Source organism: Actinomadura spongiicola, from assembly GCF_003432485.1.
In the GTDB taxonomy this organism is placed as follows: domain Bacteria; phylum Actinomycetota; class Actinomycetes; order Streptosporangiales; family Streptosporangiaceae; genus Spirillospora; species Spirillospora spongiicola.
In genome coordinates this window covers 207,066-223,056 of sequence record NZ_QVNQ01000008.1, presented here as the reverse complement: position 1 = coordinate 223,056, position 15,991 = coordinate 207,066, and the positions used below count along the sequence as shown (strand labels likewise).

The following is a 15,991-nucleotide window of genomic DNA, read 5'->3' as shown; positions in this document are numbered from 1 at the left end:
CCGTTCAGTCGTCGGGGCCGCGCAGCCGTCGTAGGACGCGTTCCCAGCGCTCCACGCGGCGGCGCCGCCCCGAACGGCCGCCCGGCCGGTCCCCGGCCTCGACGGCCAGCACGATGACCCGGAGATCGTCGTCGAGGTCGATCACGGCGGAGTCGAAGAGCGCGTGCTCGGTGAGCTCGTCGCGGATGCGGGTGGGCAGCCGGTCGGCCCACGGGGTGTCGCTCGGCGGGGCCGCGGGTGGTGGGAGTTCCCGCGGCTGCTCGCCGGCGAGGAGCGCCTCGAAGGAACCGGGCGCCCAGCGCAACGCCAGTTCGACCAGCGGCCACTTCGTCGGCCGGCCGCCCATGCGGCCTGCCTCGATGTTGCGGATGGTCGTCTCGGAGACACCCGCGGCCGTCGCGAGGTCGCGCTGGCGCATGCCGAGATGGACCCGCCGGGTGGCCACGGACTCACCCACGGTCGCGTGACGTTGCATGAGCATCGCCTCATTCTGTCGCAGCCGGACGTCGGTACACCGGTCCATCACCTGGTTGGTCCGGGCGAGTACTGATACTGCCGGTCACGCCGGTGAGCTGTGACGACTCCGCGAGAGCCGCATCACCGAGATCGTTCTGTAGTGTGATCCTTCTCACAGGAGCGGTGAAAGTTGAACCATCTGAGCGCAAGATCATTGTCATAAATTGGCGTCATGAACCATCAACAACTCGTCCCCATCGATGGGGCGGCCTTACGCGTGCTCCGCAACCGGCGCCAGCTGAGGCAGGCGGACGTGGCGGCCCTTGCGGGCATCGATACGTCGTACCTCTGCATGTTGGAGACGGGGCGCAGGAGTCGGGCGTCCCATGCCGTGGCCTGCCGGATCGCGGCCGCGATGACGGTGCCGTTAGCGTCAATAATCAAAGAAAACCATCAGGATGTCGCATAGGAATCGAGGCCGAGTGCGGACGAACCGTCCTTCCGGGGGGGAGGAGCCATGAAGCTGGATTTCTCCGCCGCCTGGCACGCGCTGGCCGCCTGCCGCGGCGTCGATCCGGACGCGTTCTTCGTCAAGCCGTCCGACCGGGCGGGGGTCGCCGCCGCCAAACGCATCTGCTCGGGCTGCCCCGTACGGGAGGAGTGCCTGCGCTACGCCGTCGCCGACGAGGCCCTGGAGGGCATCTGGGGCGGCACGACCGACCGTGAGCGGTCGGCGACACGACTGCGGACCCGCCTCGCCCGAGGTCTGCTCACCACCACCCCCGCATGAGTCACGCCGGGGACCGCGCGGGACGGGACCGCGCGGTCCCCGGCGCCTTTCGATCCACCTTCGAGGAGACCCATGTTCCTTTGTCCAGGTCCGTGCAATCGGACTTCACGTCACCGCGCCGCGTCGGCGCCGCGGTCGGTGAGCGCCGGCGAGCCGGTGTGGTGCCGCCCCTGCCAGTCGCTGCTGCGCCACCGCCTGGTCGAGCTCGACGACCTCGCGGCCAAGATCGGCGCCGCGCTGGATCAGCGGCGGTCGGGCCCGGGGGAGAAGGTGTCGGGCACCCGCACCCGACCGTCGCCGTCCGCCGCGGTCGACGACCTGGACGAACTGCTGCACACCCTGTTGGGCTGGGAGGACGCCTACCGGGAGGCACGTTCATTACCGCCCCGCCCTCGCCGGGGCCGGTTCGCGCCGACACTGGCGGGCACCGTCGCCTGGCTCGCCCAGCATCTCGATGGACTCCTCGCCTTCGACGGCGCCGCCGACTTCGGCCGCGAGATCCTCGACCTGCACCGTCGTCTACGTTCGAGCAACCGCACCGGGGCACCCCGCCGCCCCACCGCGGCATGCCCGGACTGCGACCTGATGACCGTCTCGCCCGACCCGCACGCCGACGAGGTGCGCTGCGGCGCCTGCGGTTGGACGTCCACCGCCCACCCCCGCAAGAAGGTGTCATGACCGACCTGACTCGAACCTTCCTGTCCGTACCGCAGGCCGCTGAACGCGTCGGCATGGGCGTTCCGGCGATCCGCCAGTGGATCAGCCGCGGTCACCTGCCCGTCGTCCGGATCGGCCGTCGCGTCTTCATCCGCGAACTGGACCTGCTCATAGCCGAACGCGACACCCGCCGCCGCGGCGGCAAACGCCGCCCGTCGCCGCCGACCGACTGACCCGAGAGCCGGACATCTTCCCCTCCTGACAGAGGGACCCCCACGGCCCGCAACGTGGGGGTTCTCCCGCCTCCGCGGGAAACTCCCCACTCCTCGACCGGACCGGCCGACGCGAACAGCCACAGCGTTTCCGCCGACCCCCCGGCAAACCCGACCGCACACTCGGGCACGCCCCCCGCGCTCAGAGCCGGTCGAGGATCTCCTTCTTCTTAGCGTGGAACTCGTCCTCGGTGATGACGCCGGCGTCTCGGAGCTCGGCAAGCTTGCGGAGAAGCTCGGTGACGTCGCACTGTGGGACCGGAGCGTCGTCGTCCGTCTTCTTGGGGGTTGGACGCGGTACGTTCCTCAGTTGCTTGCGTTCAAGAACTGTGGCGGCGAATACCTGTGCTTCCACGAACTGCTCGTCTGTGTCCAGGAGCACCGTGGTGGCGTCGACGGTCTGATGCTTGAGCCGGTGAGTGCCGACGGGCTGGAAACGCAGATATCCGATCCCATCCGGATCCTGAAGCCGATCCATCCACGTGACGGACTGGAGATCATCGATCACCAGAGTCGTCCGGTTGAGGCGGCTCCGCTTTCGTGTGCTCGCTTTCAAGCCCCAGGTGAAGCGCAGGACGTTCCCTCGAAAATCCACGGCGCCGTCGAACCCCACCAACCGGACGATGGGGTTGGGTACAGAGATGAGAAATCGATCGGCGCGTGTGTTGGACAGGCCGTGTGCGTCGATCGCCGATGCGATTTCGGTCGCATAGTACTCGATCAACAACTCGTCGGCGGCGAGGAAGCTGAAGAAAAGCGGGTCGTCCGCGGGGTGTAGTTCTGCTCCCACGGCTTCGTGGAAGGGACTGGCACCAAGCCGTGGGAGGAGGCGGATACTCCCATAATGGTTCCGCGTCGCTCGCTTGAGTGTTACTCCTTGGAGGGCCGTAACCGGCACGTGCAGCTGCTTCAAAAGTCGATGCATATGGGCGCGTCGTCGCCAACCCTCGGTGTCGTTGAACTCGATGTAGCTGAAGTCGAGTGCATCCCTCGACCAATCACCGAAGGCCTTGAAGAGCTGCAGTCGGTCCATCAAACAGGAACTATACCATATCGGGCGAAAACCGGAAATCAATGCTGACCAAGCGAACCCGCGCGCCAGAAGTGCCCGGTGACTGAAACGGCCACCATGAAACGGGACATCGCTCAACGAGCTTCCCCAACGCAGGTTACGAACCTCTCGCACACCGAAGCGTCCGGCATAAAAGCCCAGAAAAATATCACGGCTGCGGCTCGACACCAACACGCCCTTGACTTCACTCCCTGTCGCCTTCGCCATGGCCAACATCAATGCGCTCGGCCGTAGAGTTCACCAACTCCAGACGCGGGTGGCGCCAAGACCTGCGAGAAGCTGCCGCCTCCGTGAGACCAGGCTGGTTCGCCGGTGTTCCTGGTGTTCAGAGCCGGTCGAGGATTTCCTTCTTCATGGCTTGGAACTCGTCTTCTGTGAGGAGGCCGGCATCGCGAAGTTCGCCGAGTCGGTGCAGTCGTTTGACGGGATCGTTGCCTTCTTGGGGGGCTGGTCTCTTCGAGCCGGAGGAGTAGAGTTGTGTCCAGACTTCCAGAATGGAGGGGGCTGGGCAGGTGTCGGTTCTCTGCATACGTTGCAGGAGAGTCGTGGCGATCAGCACTCCATTCGCATGGCTCTCTTCGCTTTCGAGCAGGATCGCGTTGACGTCCTCTGCAGGATGGACCTCCAATTGTGGAGGGGCGCCCGACAGACGCAGCTGAACAAAACCGTAGCCGCCGGCGGTGTTCCTTCCGGGCTGCCAGTTGACCGACTCGAGTGCGGAGATCGGTATCCGCCAGTGGGGTCCCTGGGATCTCTTGCTATGATCGGCGAAGGCGGCCCAGCTAATGGTCACGGTATCGCCGTCGAGGTGCATGCTGCCGTCTCGGCCGACGCACTGCGTGACTCTTTCTGGGTAGTGAATTAGAAAGTCTTTGGCCGGAGTGTCGGCGAGCCCGTGACTTTGAATAGCCCTTCGCAGTTCTTCGACATAACGCTTGGTCAGCCTTTTCTGTTTGCTGCTGAAGTTGAATCCCAGAGGATCGATCGCAGGGAGCAGATGTGAAGACACGGCTGTATGCAACGCACTGGCCCCCTGTCGTGGGACCAGCGTGATGTAGCCGTCGAGCCGACCGAGCGGCGGCTCTACCTTTACGTCGGCGAGTGCCGTGACCGGGATGTGCAGGCTCCGGATACCTCGCGCAATGTGCGCGTATGTAGGAAAGAGCTTCTCGTAGATGTCAGTCGAGTAGTCGAGTGAGACACTCTGTCCGTCCCAACCGAACCGAACACGTCTAAATTTGGCTTCCTTTTTCATGGGCGAAGTATAGCAAAAAAAGACTAGTTCATCTCTGTGGCCTGGTTTGCGGTGTCACTGTTCGATGCCATGGTGGTCGGGGGTCGGAAGGGAAGCTTAGCGACTTGTGGGCGAGCTACTGGCCATGCGAACGGCCGGTAAAATCCGTGCTGCTGTCGAGGACGTGATCTCGATGTTCAGAGCCGGTCGAGGATTTCCTTCTTCTTTGCCTGGAATTCGTCATCGGTGAGGATGCCGGCATCTCTGAGTTCACCGAGTTTGCGGAGTAGTTCGGCGGCGTCGGGAGGCGAGGCCAGAGCATTGTCCGTCTTCTTGGCGCTTGGGGGCAGCACCTTCTTCAGCTGCTTGCGTTCTAGAACTGTGGCGGCGAATACAATAGCTTCTGCGAACTGTTCATCTGTCTCCAAGAGCACCGTGGTGGCGTCGACGGTCTGGTGCTTCAGCCGCTGAGTGCCGACGGGCTGGAAGCGAAGATATCCGATCTTATCGGGATCGTTTCTCCAATCCATCCACGTGGTGGATTGAATATTGTTGATCGCCAGTGTCGATCGATGTAGGCGCATTCGCTTTCTTGGGTTCGCTTCCAGGCCCCAGGTGAAGCGCAGGACATCTCCTCGAAGGTCCACGGCGCCGTCGAATCCGACTAACCGGACGATCGGATTGGGAACCGAGATGAGGAATCGATCGGTGTGTGTATTGGACATGCCGTGTGCGTCGATCGCCGATGCGATTTCGGTTGCATAGTACTCGATCAACAGCTCCTGGTCGGTGTGGAAGTCAAAGTACAGAGGATCGTCGAAGGGGTGGAGTTCTGCTCCGATAGCTTCGTGAAAGGGACTGGCGCCTGGCCGTGGAATAAACCGGATGCCCCCGGTGCGGTTCCGATTCCCTCGCGTGAATTTCACCCCTTGGAGTGCGGTAACTGGCACGTGCAGTCGCTTCAAGAGTCGATACATATGGGCGCATCGCCGCAAGCCCTCAGTGTTGTGGAACTCGGTGTAACTGAGCTCGAGTGCATCCCCCGACCAATCGCCGGACGCATTGAAAAAGTGTAGTCGGTCCATCATGTAGAAACCATACCATATCGAGCGGGTGTCGGATACCAATGTTGAATGAGCGTACCCGTGCCTTGGGAGGTCCCTGTGAGTGAAACGGTCACCATTAAATGGGACACAACTGGCAGTTCGTCGAATCCCCCAGAGATCAAGGTCGATATCAACGTCCGCGTGGTGCCAGTGGTTCCGGACGGCTTTTTCAAGGGCATCACGGGCGCGGTCCAAGAAGCATTGAAGGCGCAGGCCGCGCCGAATTTTCCTGGCACGCCGATACCGATAGCGTTCACCGTTGGAAACATAGACGCGTTGTTGTTGGGAGCCGTCGGACTCGTCGGTGGCCTGATCGCAGCGAACGTGCCGTCCCTTGATGTTGGCCAGCGTATCGAGCGGAGGCGGAAGCAAAAGTTCGAAAGTCGCTTCGGTGGTGGAAGCGATCAGGGGAGCGCCCCACCCCGTATGAAGGATGCAGGATCGAGTGGTCAGCCAGAAATCCGTAAACAGGTCAACCGGCAGATAAAGCTGTTCTCCAAAGAGTTCAATGCGGACAGTCAAGAACTGGGCAAGGCGATCGCCGATGGGATCATTAAAGGTCTTCAGGCCAGACAGGTGGCGCTGAACACCGAGACCAAGCGGTTCTTCGGCCTCATTACCCGTACCGCTAAGACGACGCTCGAGATCTCTTCCCCGTCGAGAGTCATGATGAGGCTTGGGCGTGCCGTCGGGGAGGGACTGGAGCAGGGGCTCAAGCAGGGGCAAGGCGGGGTGTCGGCGGCGGCCAGGCGTCTCGCGCGAGCAGCAGCGGGACTGTCCGGGGCGAAGGCGAGCGCCATCCGGACCGGGCGGCAGATCGGGGACGGGCTGGCCGCGGGGATCAGGCAGTCGCGAGGGCAGGTCGCCGCGGCGATGCGGTCGGTGACCCAGCCGGTCGCGAGCTCGGCCGCCACCGCTTCGGCGGGGTTGAAGCCGATGAACAAGGAGTTGGCGGCTACGTCCAAGGAGGCGACCAAGAGTGGGCGGCAGATGGGGACCGCCACCAAGGGACTGAAGGGGATTGGGCCTGCGGGGAAGATCGCCGGAACCGGGCTCAAGGGGGTTGGGGCCGGGTTCAAGGCGGCGCTTGGGCCTGCTGGGCTGATCTTGATGCTTCTGGAACCCTTCTTGACCCAGCTCATTGAGACGGTTACGCGGTCTAAGAAGTTCAAGCAGGCCGTTGAGGTCGCGATGAAGGGGGTTTCCATCGCGGTCGGGTGGGTCTCCAAGGTGATCAAGGGGATCTTCGACTGGGTCAAGAAGAACTGGAAGAAGCTGCTGCCGCTGTTGCTCGGGCCGTTCGGGGCCGTGATCGCGGGAGTGCTGATCTTTCGGAAGCAGATCACCGCGGGTATCGAGTGGGTGATCAATTGGGTCAAGAACAACTGGAAGCTGCTGCTCGCGATTCTTACCGGGCCGTTCGGGCTGGCGATCGCGTTCGTGATCAAGTTCAGGGGTCGGATCGGCGGGGTGATCTCCTCCGTCATCAACTGGATCAAGGGTCACTGGCGAGGGCTGCTGGCAATCCTGGTCTGGCCGTTCAAGGTGGGGGCGTCGGCGGTCGTCGGGGTCTTCGGCAGGATCGTGTCCTATGCCCGTGGGTTGCCGGGGCGGATTCGGGGAGCCATTGGCTCTGTCGGGGGCGTTCTGCGGGACAAAGGCGCGGACCTCATCAGAGGGCTCATCAATGGAATCAAGTCCCAGGCCGGGGCGATCGTTGCGGCCATCAAGAGCTATGTCACCGACAAGATTCCCGCGTTCATCAGGAACAGGTTCAGTATGAGTTCTCCATCCAAGCTGATGATGGAGCTTGGGCGCCATGTCAGTGATGGGATGGCGTTGGGAATCGAAGCCGGGGCACGGAATGTCGATGATGCCATGGCCGGCTTGGTTTCGGTGCCGCGGATCGGGGCCGGTGCCTACGCGAGTCATCTGCGGCGCGGAGATGCGCAGCGCAAGTACGAGTTCCATTTTCACGGGCCGGTCACGGACCCGGAGGAGACCAGTCGTCAGTTCGCTTCCCGGTTGCGCGAATGGGAAGTGCTCAATGCCGCGAGTTAGGTGAGTCATGCCGATTCTCATCACACAACAGAGCAGGCCGGATCCGGGACCGTCCCCGGAGCGGGAGATCGCCACGGTGACGTGGACGTCCGGTTCCGGCACGGAGACCATTCTGTCGGATTGGCGGCGGGGTTACACGCTCGGTGCCGGGGCCAAGGGTCTGGGGATGCCGCAGTACCAGCTGTACCTGCGGGAATCTGGCGCGCTCGATGGTGATGTCGTCACCGGGGTGCGTGCCAAGGCTCGTCAGATCTTTCTGCCGATCGTCGTTTACGGCGAGGACCGCGCCGAGGCGCTGGCCAAGCGTGCGCTGCTGGCGGACGCGTTCGACCCCCTGGAAGTCAACCGGGGCGGTGAAGGTGTTCTCACCGTGGCCGAGCCTAGGACGGAGCCGCGCCGTATCCGCGCCTACTACGTCGAGGGCATGGAGGGCTCCGAGGGACGGGACGAGGCCGGCTGGAACTGGGCCCGGTTCGGGATCACCCTGCATGCCGCCGAGCCCTATTGGCAGGGTCCGGAGATCAGTCGGTCTTGGCGGGCCGGGATCGCGGCCGATCCCGTCTTTCCGCTCGGTGTTCCGCCGGCCCATCCGCTGCGGGCCAGGAACGTGCAGACCATCGGGGAGAGTGTGCGGGTCGAGTGTCCGGGTGACGCTCGGTCGTATCCGCGTTGGACCATCAGTGGGCCCGCGGCCTCCGGGGTTCGGTTCGTCAACCGTGATCTCGGTGCGGAGTGGCGGCTGAACCGGCCGCTCCAGGCCGGGGACGTCGTGGTCGTCGACTGCCATCCGCGGCGGCGCACCGTGACGCTCGGCGAGACCAACCTGTGGCCGGACCTCGCGCCCGGCGCGCAGTTGTGGCCGCTGGTCCCGGGCGTCAACGAGATCGACATGCTCCTCGGCGACGTCGGTGAGACCACGCGGGTCGAGCTGAGCTTCGTCCCGCTGTACAAGACCGCCTACGCGGTGCGGGCGGGCCGGTCGTGAGCACGGGCGAATGGCAGGTGCTCGTCCGGGACGCCGACCGCCGCGTCATCGGCGAGGTCACCGGGGAGAACGACCTGGAGGTGATCGACCGGCATCTCGCCGTCGGCGCCTGGAAGGTCACCGTGGACGCGGCGTCCCATGACGCGGCCCTGCTGCGCGAAGGCGCGGGCATCGTGTTCCTGCGGGACGGCGAGATCGCGTTCTCCGGCCCGACCCGGCAGATTGAGCGGGTCCAGAGCGCCGACGACGGTGGTGTGGGCACGCTGATCGCGTCGGGCGCGTGCGACAAGGCGTGGCTGAGCCGGCTGGTGTGGCCCGTCCCCGGCACGGCGATCCCGGAGACCGGCACGACCTTCCCGGTCGAGTCGTACGAGTTGGCCGCCGCGCCCGCGGAGACGGTGTTGCGCACGCTCGTCGACAAGCACGCCGGTCCCGGCGCCGCGGCGGCACGGCGGGTGCCGGGGTTGACCCTGGCCGCGGACGGGGCGCGCGGCACACCGGTGTCGGTGTCCTCGCGGTTCGGGGTGCTGCTCGACACCCTCGTCGAGCTGGGTGCGCGCGGCGGGGTCGGCTTCGACGTGGTGCAGCGGCCGGGCGGCTCCCTGGAGTTCGCGGTCTATCCCGAGCGCGACCGGCGGGCGGCCGCGCGGTTCTCGATCGAGCTGGGCAACCTCCGGTCGTACCAGTACACGCTGACCCCGCCCGAGGCCACGTTCGTGATCGTGGCCGACGACAAGGAGAAGACCGCCCGCAGGTTCTACGGCTTCGACCGGCCCGACCCGGGCTGGCCCGGTCTGCGGGCCGAGGACTTCGTGGACGGCGCCGACCTCGGCACGGCCGATCCGGTCGGGACCGCGCGGACCCAGGCCAACACCCGGCTGGACGAGACCGCGGGACGGGCCGCCGTCACCTTCGAGCCGATCGACACCGAGGCGGTCGTGCTCGGCCGCGACTACCGCAAGGGCGACCGGGTGAGCCTGGAGATCGACGGCGTCGAGGTCGACGACCTGGTCCGCGAGATCCGCTACACCCGCACGGCCGGAGAGGGCCAGGTCGTCGTGCCGATCGTCGGGGCCGACGAGCAACGTCCGCGCATCTATGAGCAGCTGACACGGCTGCGCCGCAGGATCCACAGCAGAGAGACGAGGCGATAGACATGGCCGAGAAGTCGGGAGTCTTCGCGGGCAACCCGATCGCGACGGAGATCGAGCTGGCCCGGTTGTTCCAGGGTTTCCAGCTCGACGGGGTGCGCGGCAACCCGAACGACACAGCCTGCCTGGTGATCCCGGACGGCGGGCTCAACATCAAGGTGCGGACCGGGTACGCGCATGTGGCCGGTTACTGGTACGAGTCGCTCGGGGACGGGGAGGTCCGCGCCGTCGCGGCCAACGCCGCCACCCAGCCGCGCAAGGACCTGGTGGTGCTACGCGCCGACCCGGAGGCCGACAGGGTGACGGTGGCGATCCGCCAGGGCACGCCGGCCGCGACGCCGCTTCCGCCCGACCCGGTGCGGCAGCAGGGCGGCATCTGGGAACTGCCGCTGGCGCGGGTGCGGGTGGCGCCCGGGGCCGCCTCCATCGGCGTGGCCGACATCGAGGACGCCCGGGAGTTCGCGGGGACGACGGTCGCGCCGAGCTACTCCACCAACCGGCCCGACAGGCCCGCGATGGGGCAGCTCATCTTCGAGGCGAACACCGGCCGCTGGGTGGGCTGCACGGACGGCACCACCTGGCGGACGGTGGCGGAGGACACCGGCTGGGTCAACCTGTCGCCCGCCTGGACCGACGTCTGGGAGGTCGGCTGGGCGCTGAAGGCCCGCCGCCTCAACGGGATCTGCTACCTGCGCGGTGCGCTGCGCCGCATCAAGTCCACGTACGGCAAGGGCGACGCGGACGGGACGCTGCTGACGATACTGCCCGCCAACCTGCGGCCCGCCGAGCGGCATTCGCCCGCCATGGTCTGTGACCACGGCAGCAAGGGCGGTTACGTCGTCCCGGGCCGTATGGACATCCACCCCGACAACGGCGAGGTGCGGCTCATGCACGTCAGCGCCGACGTGCCGGTCGGCCACTACGCGTTCCTGTCCACCAGCTGGATCGGGAAATGAGCGCGGCACCGGCGGGCACGGGCCCGGCGCGCGGTGCGCGGGCGAGGAAGACGGACATGAACGGTCGTGGCGAAGGGACGGTGGCCTGAAATGGCCCGACACACGTTCGGCGGCGGAATCGCCGACTACGTCGTGCAGTACGGAGAGGGCGGTGAGCTGCGACTGGCGGCCAACGCCCAGATCACTTTCTGGAACGCGTCGTCCGGCGGCGCCCAGATCACCGACCTGGTCGACAGCACCGGCCAGCCCATCGCGAACGGTGTGGTGACCGCCGACGGCAACGGCGCGATCCCGGCCTTCGGGCGGGGCCCCGACGGCGTCCGGGCGATGTGGGCGGCGGCCGCGCCGGACGCGCAGGGGCCGCGCCGGCTGATGCTCGCCTCCGACTCCGGCGACGAACTCGCCGACGTCCAGGGGCGCCTCGTGCAGATCGAGGAGAAGCTCGCGGGCGTCGGCACGATCACGGTGGCGCCGACAGCACCGACCGCGCCCGGCATCGGCGACGTGTGGATCGACACCTCGACACCGGCGAGCAACGAGCCGCTGGCGTTCCGGGCGGCGAGCGGGGCGGCGGAGCTCTGGGGGCCGGGTCTCACCTGCCCGCTGCCGAACGGACTCGTCGCCGGCGACTACCTGATCGCCGTCGTGTCGCTCAACTCCGACGCGGGACAGATGATCGCCACCGCGCCGGGGGGCTGGACCGAACTGGTGGCCCCGGTGTTCATCGGCGGCGACACCAGGGTCGCCGTCTACGGCACGACGTACGTCGCGGGACAGCCGAGCCCCACCTGGACCCTCACCGGGGAGACGAGGGTGACGGCGGCGTTGGCCGGATACGCCAACGCGGCGCCGCAACCGCAGGTCGGCGCCACCTACCAGCGGACGGGACAGTCCGCGCAGATCGACGCGCCGTCGATCACCACGGCGGAGCCGGGCATGCTCGTCGTCTGCGCCTACGGGGAGAAGAGCGCGGTGGCGACCTCGATCACCGAACCCACGGGCACCACCGTGCGGGTGACCCAGTTCGGCCTCGGGAACAGTGCCGTCCCGTCCGCGATGCTGTGCGACTTCGCCCAGCCCGTCGCGGGAGCGACCGGCACCCGGACCGCCACCTGGAACACCACGTCCAACAACGGGCTCGGCGTGCAGATCGGGCTCCGCCGCAGGAGCGAGTGATGGCCGAACTCGTCTACGGCTGGGTGGGCGGCACCACGGCCACCGCGGCGCGGTTCACCGTGTGCACCACGGACGCGTCGCAGGTGCGGGTCGCGGTGTCGAGCACGCCGGACATGGCGGGCGCCGTCCGCTCGACACCGCAGACGCCCGACGGTCGCGGCCTGTCGAAGCACGAGGTGACCGGCCTGCCGCCGTCCACGGCCCAGTACTGGGCCGTGGAGGTCGACGGGGCCGCGCTGCCCGGCACCGGCCGGTTCCGCACCCTGCCGGTCCCGGGGACGCGGGCCGACTTCGGTTTCTGCTTCTCCGGTGACCGCGTCCAGCACTCCGACCACGTCGTGTACGACCGGATCCGCGCCATGGACCCGCTCCAGTTCCTCTTCCTCGGGGACCTGCACTACGACGACGTCGACTCCGCCGACCAGGCCGCGTACGACCTGCGGCACCGGACGGCGCTGTCGACACCCCGATACGCCCGCCTCATCCGCGAGGTCCCCACCGTCCACACGTGGGACAACCACGACTTCACCGGAAACGGCGGCTGGTCGGGATCACCGGGCGCCCAGGCGGTCCGGCGGTCGCTGCTGGACCACGGGACCTTCTATCCACTCGCCGGTGAGCAGCTCCACTACACCTGGGTGGTGGGGCGGTGCCGGTTCATCATGCTCGACACCCGCGGCGGGCGGACCCGGCCGACTGACCCGGACGGGACCGGCAAGTCGCTGCTCGGCCCGGCGCAGAAGCAGTGGTACCTCGACCTGCTGCGCAAGGCGTCCGAACCGGTGATCTTCGTCGTGGAGTCCTTTCCGCACCGCGGCGGCACCGAGGACCGGTGGAAGGGCTACCGGACCGAGTTCGACGAGATCAACGCGTTCGTCAACGCGCTCGACGTCGGCGCGCGGATGGTGCTGCTCAGCGCCGACATGCACGTGGTCGCCGCCGACGACGGGCGCAACTCCCGGATCGGGGCGATGGAGCTGGTCGCCGCGCCCCTCGACCAGACCAGCGGCGGGGGCGGCAGTACCTGGCAGATCGGGCCGATCACGCCGGCCGCCGGCACCGGGCAGTTCGGGCACGTCCAGGTGACCGACGCGGGCACCACGATCACGGTGACCTTCACGGGCTACGACCACAACGGGACCGTGCTGGCCACCCTGGCGAAGGAGTTCCCGGTGACCGACCAGCGGCCGACGCCCCGCACGACCCCGCGTGCGCGCGTCGAGGACGGGTGGTTCGACGCTCCGGTCCTGGCCGGGACGGAGTCCGGCGCGGGGGCGGAGCTGACCGCCGCGCGCATGTGGACCTGGCAGGGCGAGGACTGGGGTTGAGAGAGGGAGGCACGAACATGCTCGTCGCATCGTCCCCACCGGGGACCCCGGAGACTCCGAAGGACCCGGGCGCCTCGGACGAGCGGGACCGGGAACCGCGTTCAGACGAACGGCGGGCCCCGGTCCCCGATTCGGCCCGGTCCGTCCGCCGGACGTCGCCATGAGCGGCGACGCTCCGGGCGTGGTCATCACCACCCGGGACATCTACGACAAGGTCGTCGAGGTCGGCGGCAAGGTCGACGGGATGCTCGCCGCCCACGAGCGCATCCGCGAGCAGGTCGGCGACCACGAGCAGCGGCTGCGCGCGGCGGAACGCTGGCGCTACGCGCTGCCGGTCTCGGTCCTGCTGGGCGGGCTCTCGGCCACGTCCACCCTCCTGGCGACGCTGCTGTGACCTAGCGGCCGCCCCCCGAGCGCCCCTCGTGGCGCCCCGCATATCGGGAGCCCCCGCCGATCACCGGCGGGGGCTCCCGCATTTCGCAGGTAACTCACAAGGAGCCGTCATGCTCGACAGCGTCATCCGAACACTCGTCCCGCTCGTCGCGGGCCTGCTGCTGACCCAGGCCGCCAAACTCGGCCTGGACATCTCCGAGGGGACCGTGACCGAACTGGTCACCGTCCTCGTCACCGCCGCCTACTACATCCTGGGCCGCCTCACCGAGGCCCGGCTGCCCCGGATCGGCGGGGCGCTGCTGTCGCTCGGCCTGGCCCGCCGCGTGCCGAGCTACACCCGGCGCGGAGGTGGGTCGTGAGGCTCGTCTCCCGCATGGGGTGGGGCGCCCGCGCGTCCCGCGGCGCGACCCGGCTGTCCTCGACCCGCGGGGTGAAGATCCACTACACCGGTTCGCGGGTCGACCCCCGGCTGGCCACCGACCACGGCCGCTGCGACGACGCGGTCCGCGGCATCCAGCGTTCCCACATGGAGAGCCGGGGCTGGAACGACATCGGCTACAGCATGATCTGCTGCCCGCACGGCCACGTGTACGTCGGCCGGGGCCCGAACCGGCTCCCGGCCGCCAACGGCCCCGGCCTCAACTCCGGGCACTACGCCGTGCTGGGGCTGGTCGGCGACAGCGGTCTGACCGAGCCGACGGACGCGATGCTTCACGGCATCCGCGACGCGATCGACTATCTGCGCCGCGAGGGCGGCGCCGGAAAGGAGATCAAGGGTCACCGGGACGGCTACGCGACCGACTGTCCCGGCAAGGCCCTGTACGCGTGGGTGCGCGCGGGCGCGCCCCGTCCCGGCGGCACGGCCTCCCCACCTGCGCCGCCGCGACCGGGGGAGAAGGCGCCCCCGTGGCCCGGACGGCTGCTCACCCAGCCGCCCATCATGCGCGGCGCCGACGTCCGGACGTGGCAGACCCGGATGCGCGAACGGGGCTGGGACCTCACGGCGGACGGCGCGTACGGGCCGAGGTCGGAGGCCGTCTGCCGGTCGTTCCAGGCCGAGAAGCGCCTGACCGTGGACGGTGTCGTCGGCCCGGCGACCTGGCGGGCGGCCTGGGAGACCCCGGTCACCTGACCGGAGGCGGCGGCACCCCCGGGCACGGGAGGCCCCGGGCGGGCACGGGGCCTCCCGGTGCCGCCACCGGGCCGCGTCTACAGCAGATGCGCGTTCGGCCGGCGGGCCCGGTCGGCCAGTTCGGGCAGCTCGACGACCTCGACGCCCGCCGCGGCGAGGATCTCCGCGCCCGTCCCCGCGGCGAACAGCGCCGGCTCCCGCCACGCGAACACGACCCGGCGGGCGCCCGACGCGACGATCAGTTCCGCGCACGGGCGGGGACGCGACGCCCGCCGCCCGCACGGCTCCAGCGAGCTGTAGACGGTCGCGCCCGTGAGGCCGGCGGCGGCCCTGGCGAGGGCGGCCTCCTCGGCGTGGTCGTTCGGGTCGTGGTCCCGGGAGTGGCCGCGCGAGATCTCCCGCCCGTCGGCGCCGACGACGACCGCGCCGACCGAGAACGCGGTGCGGGACGGCGGGCACAGCGCCGCCAGGTCGCACGCCAGCGCCAGCCACCCGAGGTCATCCACGCGAGCCCCCGACGAGGTAGCGCAGCAGCGCGAGGTCGCCGATGCGGGTGACCTCGGCGAGCCGCATCGGACGGTCCGGCGACTGCGGGAACACCCCGGACCGGACGAAACGCGGCGCGGACGGGTCACCGATGAAGAACGGCGCGACGACGAGCTGCAACTCGTCCACGACCCCGCTCGTCAGGAACAGCGTGTGGAGGCCCCCGCCGCCCTCGACCATCAGCCGCCGCACGCCGCGTCCCGTGAGATCGCCGAGCATCGCCTCCAGCGCGAACGGGTCACCGGCGTCGATCACCTCCGCGACGCCGTCGAGCGTCGACGTCAACCGTGCCGCCGTCGCGGACGGCGCGTACACCAGCTTCGGCGACTCGCCCGTCGTGAAGAACCGCGCGCCGGGATCGAGGTCGCCGCTCCAGGTCAGCGTCACCTTCGTCAGGTCGGGCGGCTGGCCGCGCCCGGCCCGCAGCTCCCGCCGCCGCGCCGACCTGATCAGCAGCCGGGGGTCGTCGGCGCGGATCGTCCCGGCGCCCACGAGGATCGCGTCGCACCCCGCCCGGACCGCGTCGACGCGGTCCCAGTCGGCGGCGCTGGACAGCCGCAGCCGTTCCGGGCTCGCGTCGTCGATGTACCCGTCGGCGGACATCGCGCAACTCAACAGCACGTAGGGACGCTCGCTCACGCCGTCACCCTATTCGAAGATTGTTTCGAGGCACTTC

At 68.2% G+C, this 15,991-nt stretch carries 19 protein-coding genes; 13 read left to right on the top strand and 6 right to left on the bottom strand.

The annotated features are described in order from the left end of the window. Nucleotides 1-4: 4 nt before the first annotated feature. A complete protein-coding gene (locus tag D0T12_RS25185; protein WP_158581626.1) occupies nucleotides 5-481 on the bottom strand; it encodes a helix-turn-helix transcriptional regulator in 477 nt (158 codons plus the stop codon). Between the two features lie 207 nt (nucleotides 482-688). On the opposite strand from D0T12_RS25185, the gene D0T12_RS37450 reads away from it, so the two are divergent. The 4 genes from D0T12_RS37450 to D0T12_RS35535 all read left to right on the top strand — a co-directional run bounded on the left by D0T12_RS37450 (nucleotide 689) and on the right by D0T12_RS35535 (nucleotide 2,136). After that, the gene (locus tag D0T12_RS37450; protein ID WP_117402168.1) at nucleotides 689-925 is read left to right on the top strand and encodes a helix-turn-helix domain-containing protein; all 237 of its coding nucleotides are present in this window, start codon (nucleotides 689-691) and stop codon (nucleotides 923-925) included. 48 nt (nucleotides 926-973) lie between these two features. Next, the gene (locus tag D0T12_RS25175) at nucleotides 974-1,246 is read left to right on the top strand and encodes a WhiB family transcriptional regulator (RefSeq protein ID WP_117402167.1); all 273 of its coding nucleotides are present in this window, start codon (nucleotides 974-976) and stop codon (nucleotides 1,244-1,246) included. Between the two features lie 138 nt (nucleotides 1,247-1,384). Next, nucleotides 1,385-1,924, top strand: coding sequence for a hypothetical protein (locus tag D0T12_RS35540; RefSeq protein ID WP_158581625.1), 540 nt, complete (start codon nucleotides 1,385-1,387; stop codon nucleotides 1,922-1,924). After that, a complete protein-coding gene (locus D0T12_RS35535) occupies nucleotides 1,921-2,136 on the top strand; it encodes a helix-turn-helix domain-containing protein (RefSeq protein ID WP_158581624.1) in 216 nt (71 codons plus the stop codon). Before D0T12_RS35540 ends, D0T12_RS35535 begins: the two co-directional genes overlap by 4 nt. Before the next feature lie 181 nt (nucleotides 2,137-2,317). Here D0T12_RS35535 and D0T12_RS25165 read toward each other — a convergent pair whose 3' ends face one another. From D0T12_RS25165 to D0T12_RS35530, 3 genes are all read right to left on the bottom strand, one after another. Then, nucleotides 2,318-3,208, bottom strand: a complete 891-nt coding sequence (locus D0T12_RS25165; RefSeq protein WP_233526292.1) for a DUF4429 domain-containing protein — start codon at nucleotides 3,206-3,208, stop codon at nucleotides 2,318-2,320. A gap of 364 nt (nucleotides 3,209-3,572) precedes the next feature. Beyond that, nucleotides 3,573-4,502 (bottom strand): DUF4429 domain-containing protein, encoded by a 930-nt coding sequence (locus D0T12_RS25160; protein WP_117402165.1) that lies wholly within the window; start codon nucleotides 4,500-4,502, stop codon nucleotides 3,573-3,575. 176 nt (nucleotides 4,503-4,678) lie between these two features. Next, nucleotides 4,679-5,569 (bottom strand): DUF4429 domain-containing protein, encoded by an 891-nt coding sequence (locus tag D0T12_RS35530; RefSeq protein ID WP_158581622.1) that lies wholly within the window; start codon nucleotides 5,567-5,569, stop codon nucleotides 4,679-4,681. Between the two features lie 75 nt (nucleotides 5,570-5,644). On the opposite strand from D0T12_RS35530, the gene D0T12_RS35525 reads away from it, so the two are divergent. The 9 genes from D0T12_RS35525 to D0T12_RS25110 all read left to right on the top strand — a co-directional run bounded on the left by D0T12_RS35525 (nucleotide 5,645) and on the right by D0T12_RS25110 (nucleotide 14,769). After that, nucleotides 5,645-7,648, top strand: coding sequence for a phage tail protein (locus D0T12_RS35525; protein ID WP_158581621.1), 2,004 nt, complete (start codon nucleotides 5,645-5,647; stop codon nucleotides 7,646-7,648). 7 nt (nucleotides 7,649-7,655) lie between these two features. Then, nucleotides 7,656-8,633 carry a phage distal tail protein gene (locus tag D0T12_RS25145; protein WP_117402164.1) on the top strand — a complete coding sequence of 326 codons (978 nt, stop codon included), beginning with the start codon at nucleotides 7,656-7,658 and terminating at the stop codon, nucleotides 8,631-8,633. Beyond that, nucleotides 8,630-9,787 carry a Gp37-like protein gene (locus D0T12_RS25140; protein ID WP_117402162.1) on the top strand — a complete coding sequence of 386 codons (1,158 nt, stop codon included), beginning with the start codon at nucleotides 8,630-8,632 and terminating at the stop codon, nucleotides 9,785-9,787. Before D0T12_RS25145 ends, D0T12_RS25140 begins: the two co-directional genes overlap by 4 nt. Nucleotides 9,788-9,789: 2 nt before the next feature. Then, on the top strand, nucleotides 9,790-10,740 hold the full coding sequence (locus tag D0T12_RS25135; protein WP_117402160.1) for a hypothetical protein: 951 nt from the start codon (nucleotides 9,790-9,792) through the stop codon (nucleotides 10,738-10,740). A 90-nt stretch (nucleotides 10,741-10,830) separates the two neighbouring features. Then, entirely contained in the window at nucleotides 10,831-11,916 is a 1,086-nt protein-coding gene (locus tag D0T12_RS25130) for a hypothetical protein (RefSeq protein ID WP_117402158.1), read from the top strand. After that, nucleotides 11,916-13,244, top strand: coding sequence for an alkaline phosphatase D family protein (locus D0T12_RS25125; RefSeq protein ID WP_117402155.1), 1,329 nt, complete (start codon nucleotides 11,916-11,918; stop codon nucleotides 13,242-13,244). Before D0T12_RS25130 ends, D0T12_RS25125 begins: the two co-directional genes overlap by 1 nt. A 160-nt stretch (nucleotides 13,245-13,404) precedes the next feature. Then, nucleotides 13,405-13,638 (top strand): hypothetical protein, encoded by a 234-nt coding sequence (locus tag D0T12_RS25120; protein WP_117402153.1) that lies wholly within the window; start codon nucleotides 13,405-13,407, stop codon nucleotides 13,636-13,638. Nucleotides 13,639-13,747: 109 nt separating this feature from the next. After that, nucleotides 13,748-13,996 (top strand): hypothetical protein, encoded by a 249-nt coding sequence (locus D0T12_RS25115; RefSeq protein WP_117402151.1) that lies wholly within the window; start codon nucleotides 13,748-13,750, stop codon nucleotides 13,994-13,996. Beyond that, nucleotides 13,993-14,769 (top strand): peptidoglycan recognition protein family protein, encoded by a 777-nt coding sequence (locus D0T12_RS25110; protein ID WP_233526277.1) that lies wholly within the window; start codon nucleotides 13,993-13,995, stop codon nucleotides 14,767-14,769. Before D0T12_RS25115 ends, D0T12_RS25110 begins: the two co-directional genes overlap by 4 nt. 77 nt (nucleotides 14,770-14,846) lie before the next feature. Here D0T12_RS25110 and D0T12_RS25105 read toward each other — a convergent pair whose 3' ends face one another. Together D0T12_RS25105 and D0T12_RS25100 are read right to left on the bottom strand one after the other, a co-directional pair. Next, the gene (locus D0T12_RS25105; protein ID WP_117402147.1) at nucleotides 14,847-15,275 is read right to left on the bottom strand and encodes a deaminase; all 429 of its coding nucleotides are present in this window, start codon (nucleotides 15,273-15,275) and stop codon (nucleotides 14,847-14,849) included. After that, complete coding sequence (locus D0T12_RS25100; protein ID WP_199487685.1) at nucleotides 15,268-15,954, bottom strand: RibD family protein; 687 nt, start codon at nucleotides 15,952-15,954, stop codon at nucleotides 15,268-15,270. The genes D0T12_RS25105 and D0T12_RS25100 overlap by 8 nt, the downstream gene beginning before the upstream one ends. Nucleotides 15,955-15,991: the final 37 nt, after the last annotated feature.

Coding starts and splice junctions, on each gene's coding strand:
- D0T12_RS25145 (WP_117402164.1), top strand. CDS start 7,656: ATGCCGATTCTCATCACACAACAGAGCAGGCCGGATCCGGGACCGTCC.
- D0T12_RS25165 (WP_233526292.1), bottom strand. CDS start 3,208: ATGGACCGACTGCAGCTCTTCAAGGCCTTCGGTGATTGGTCGAGGGAT.
- D0T12_RS25115 (WP_117402151.1), top strand. CDS start 13,748: ATGCTCGACAGCGTCATCCGAACACTCGTCCCGCTCGTCGCGGGCCTG.
- D0T12_RS25130 (WP_117402158.1), top strand. CDS start 10,831: ATGGCCCGACACACGTTCGGCGGCGGAATCGCCGACTACGTCGTGCAG.
- D0T12_RS25135 (WP_117402160.1), top strand. CDS start 9,790: ATGGCCGAGAAGTCGGGAGTCTTCGCGGGCAACCCGATCGCGACGGAG.
- D0T12_RS25160 (WP_117402165.1), bottom strand. CDS start 4,502: ATGAAAAAGGAAGCCAAATTTAGACGTGTTCGGTTCGGTTGGGACGGA.
- D0T12_RS37450 (WP_117402168.1), top strand. CDS start 689: ATGAACCATCAACAACTCGTCCCCATCGATGGGGCGGCCTTACGCGTG.
- D0T12_RS25125 (WP_117402155.1), top strand. CDS start 11,916: ATGGCCGAACTCGTCTACGGCTGGGTGGGCGGCACCACGGCCACCGCG.
- D0T12_RS35530 (WP_158581622.1), bottom strand. CDS start 5,569: ATGATGGACCGACTACACTTTTTCAATGCGTCCGGCGATTGGTCGGGG.
- D0T12_RS25175 (WP_117402167.1), top strand. CDS start 974: ATGAAGCTGGATTTCTCCGCCGCCTGGCACGCGCTGGCCGCCTGCCGC.
- D0T12_RS25120 (WP_117402153.1), top strand. CDS start 13,405: ATGAGCGGCGACGCTCCGGGCGTGGTCATCACCACCCGGGACATCTAC.
- D0T12_RS25185 (WP_158581626.1), bottom strand. CDS start 481: ATGCTCATGCAACGTCACGCGACCGTGGGTGAGTCCGTGGCCACCCGG.
- D0T12_RS35535 (WP_158581624.1), top strand. CDS start 1,921: ATGACCGACCTGACTCGAACCTTCCTGTCCGTACCGCAGGCCGCTGAA.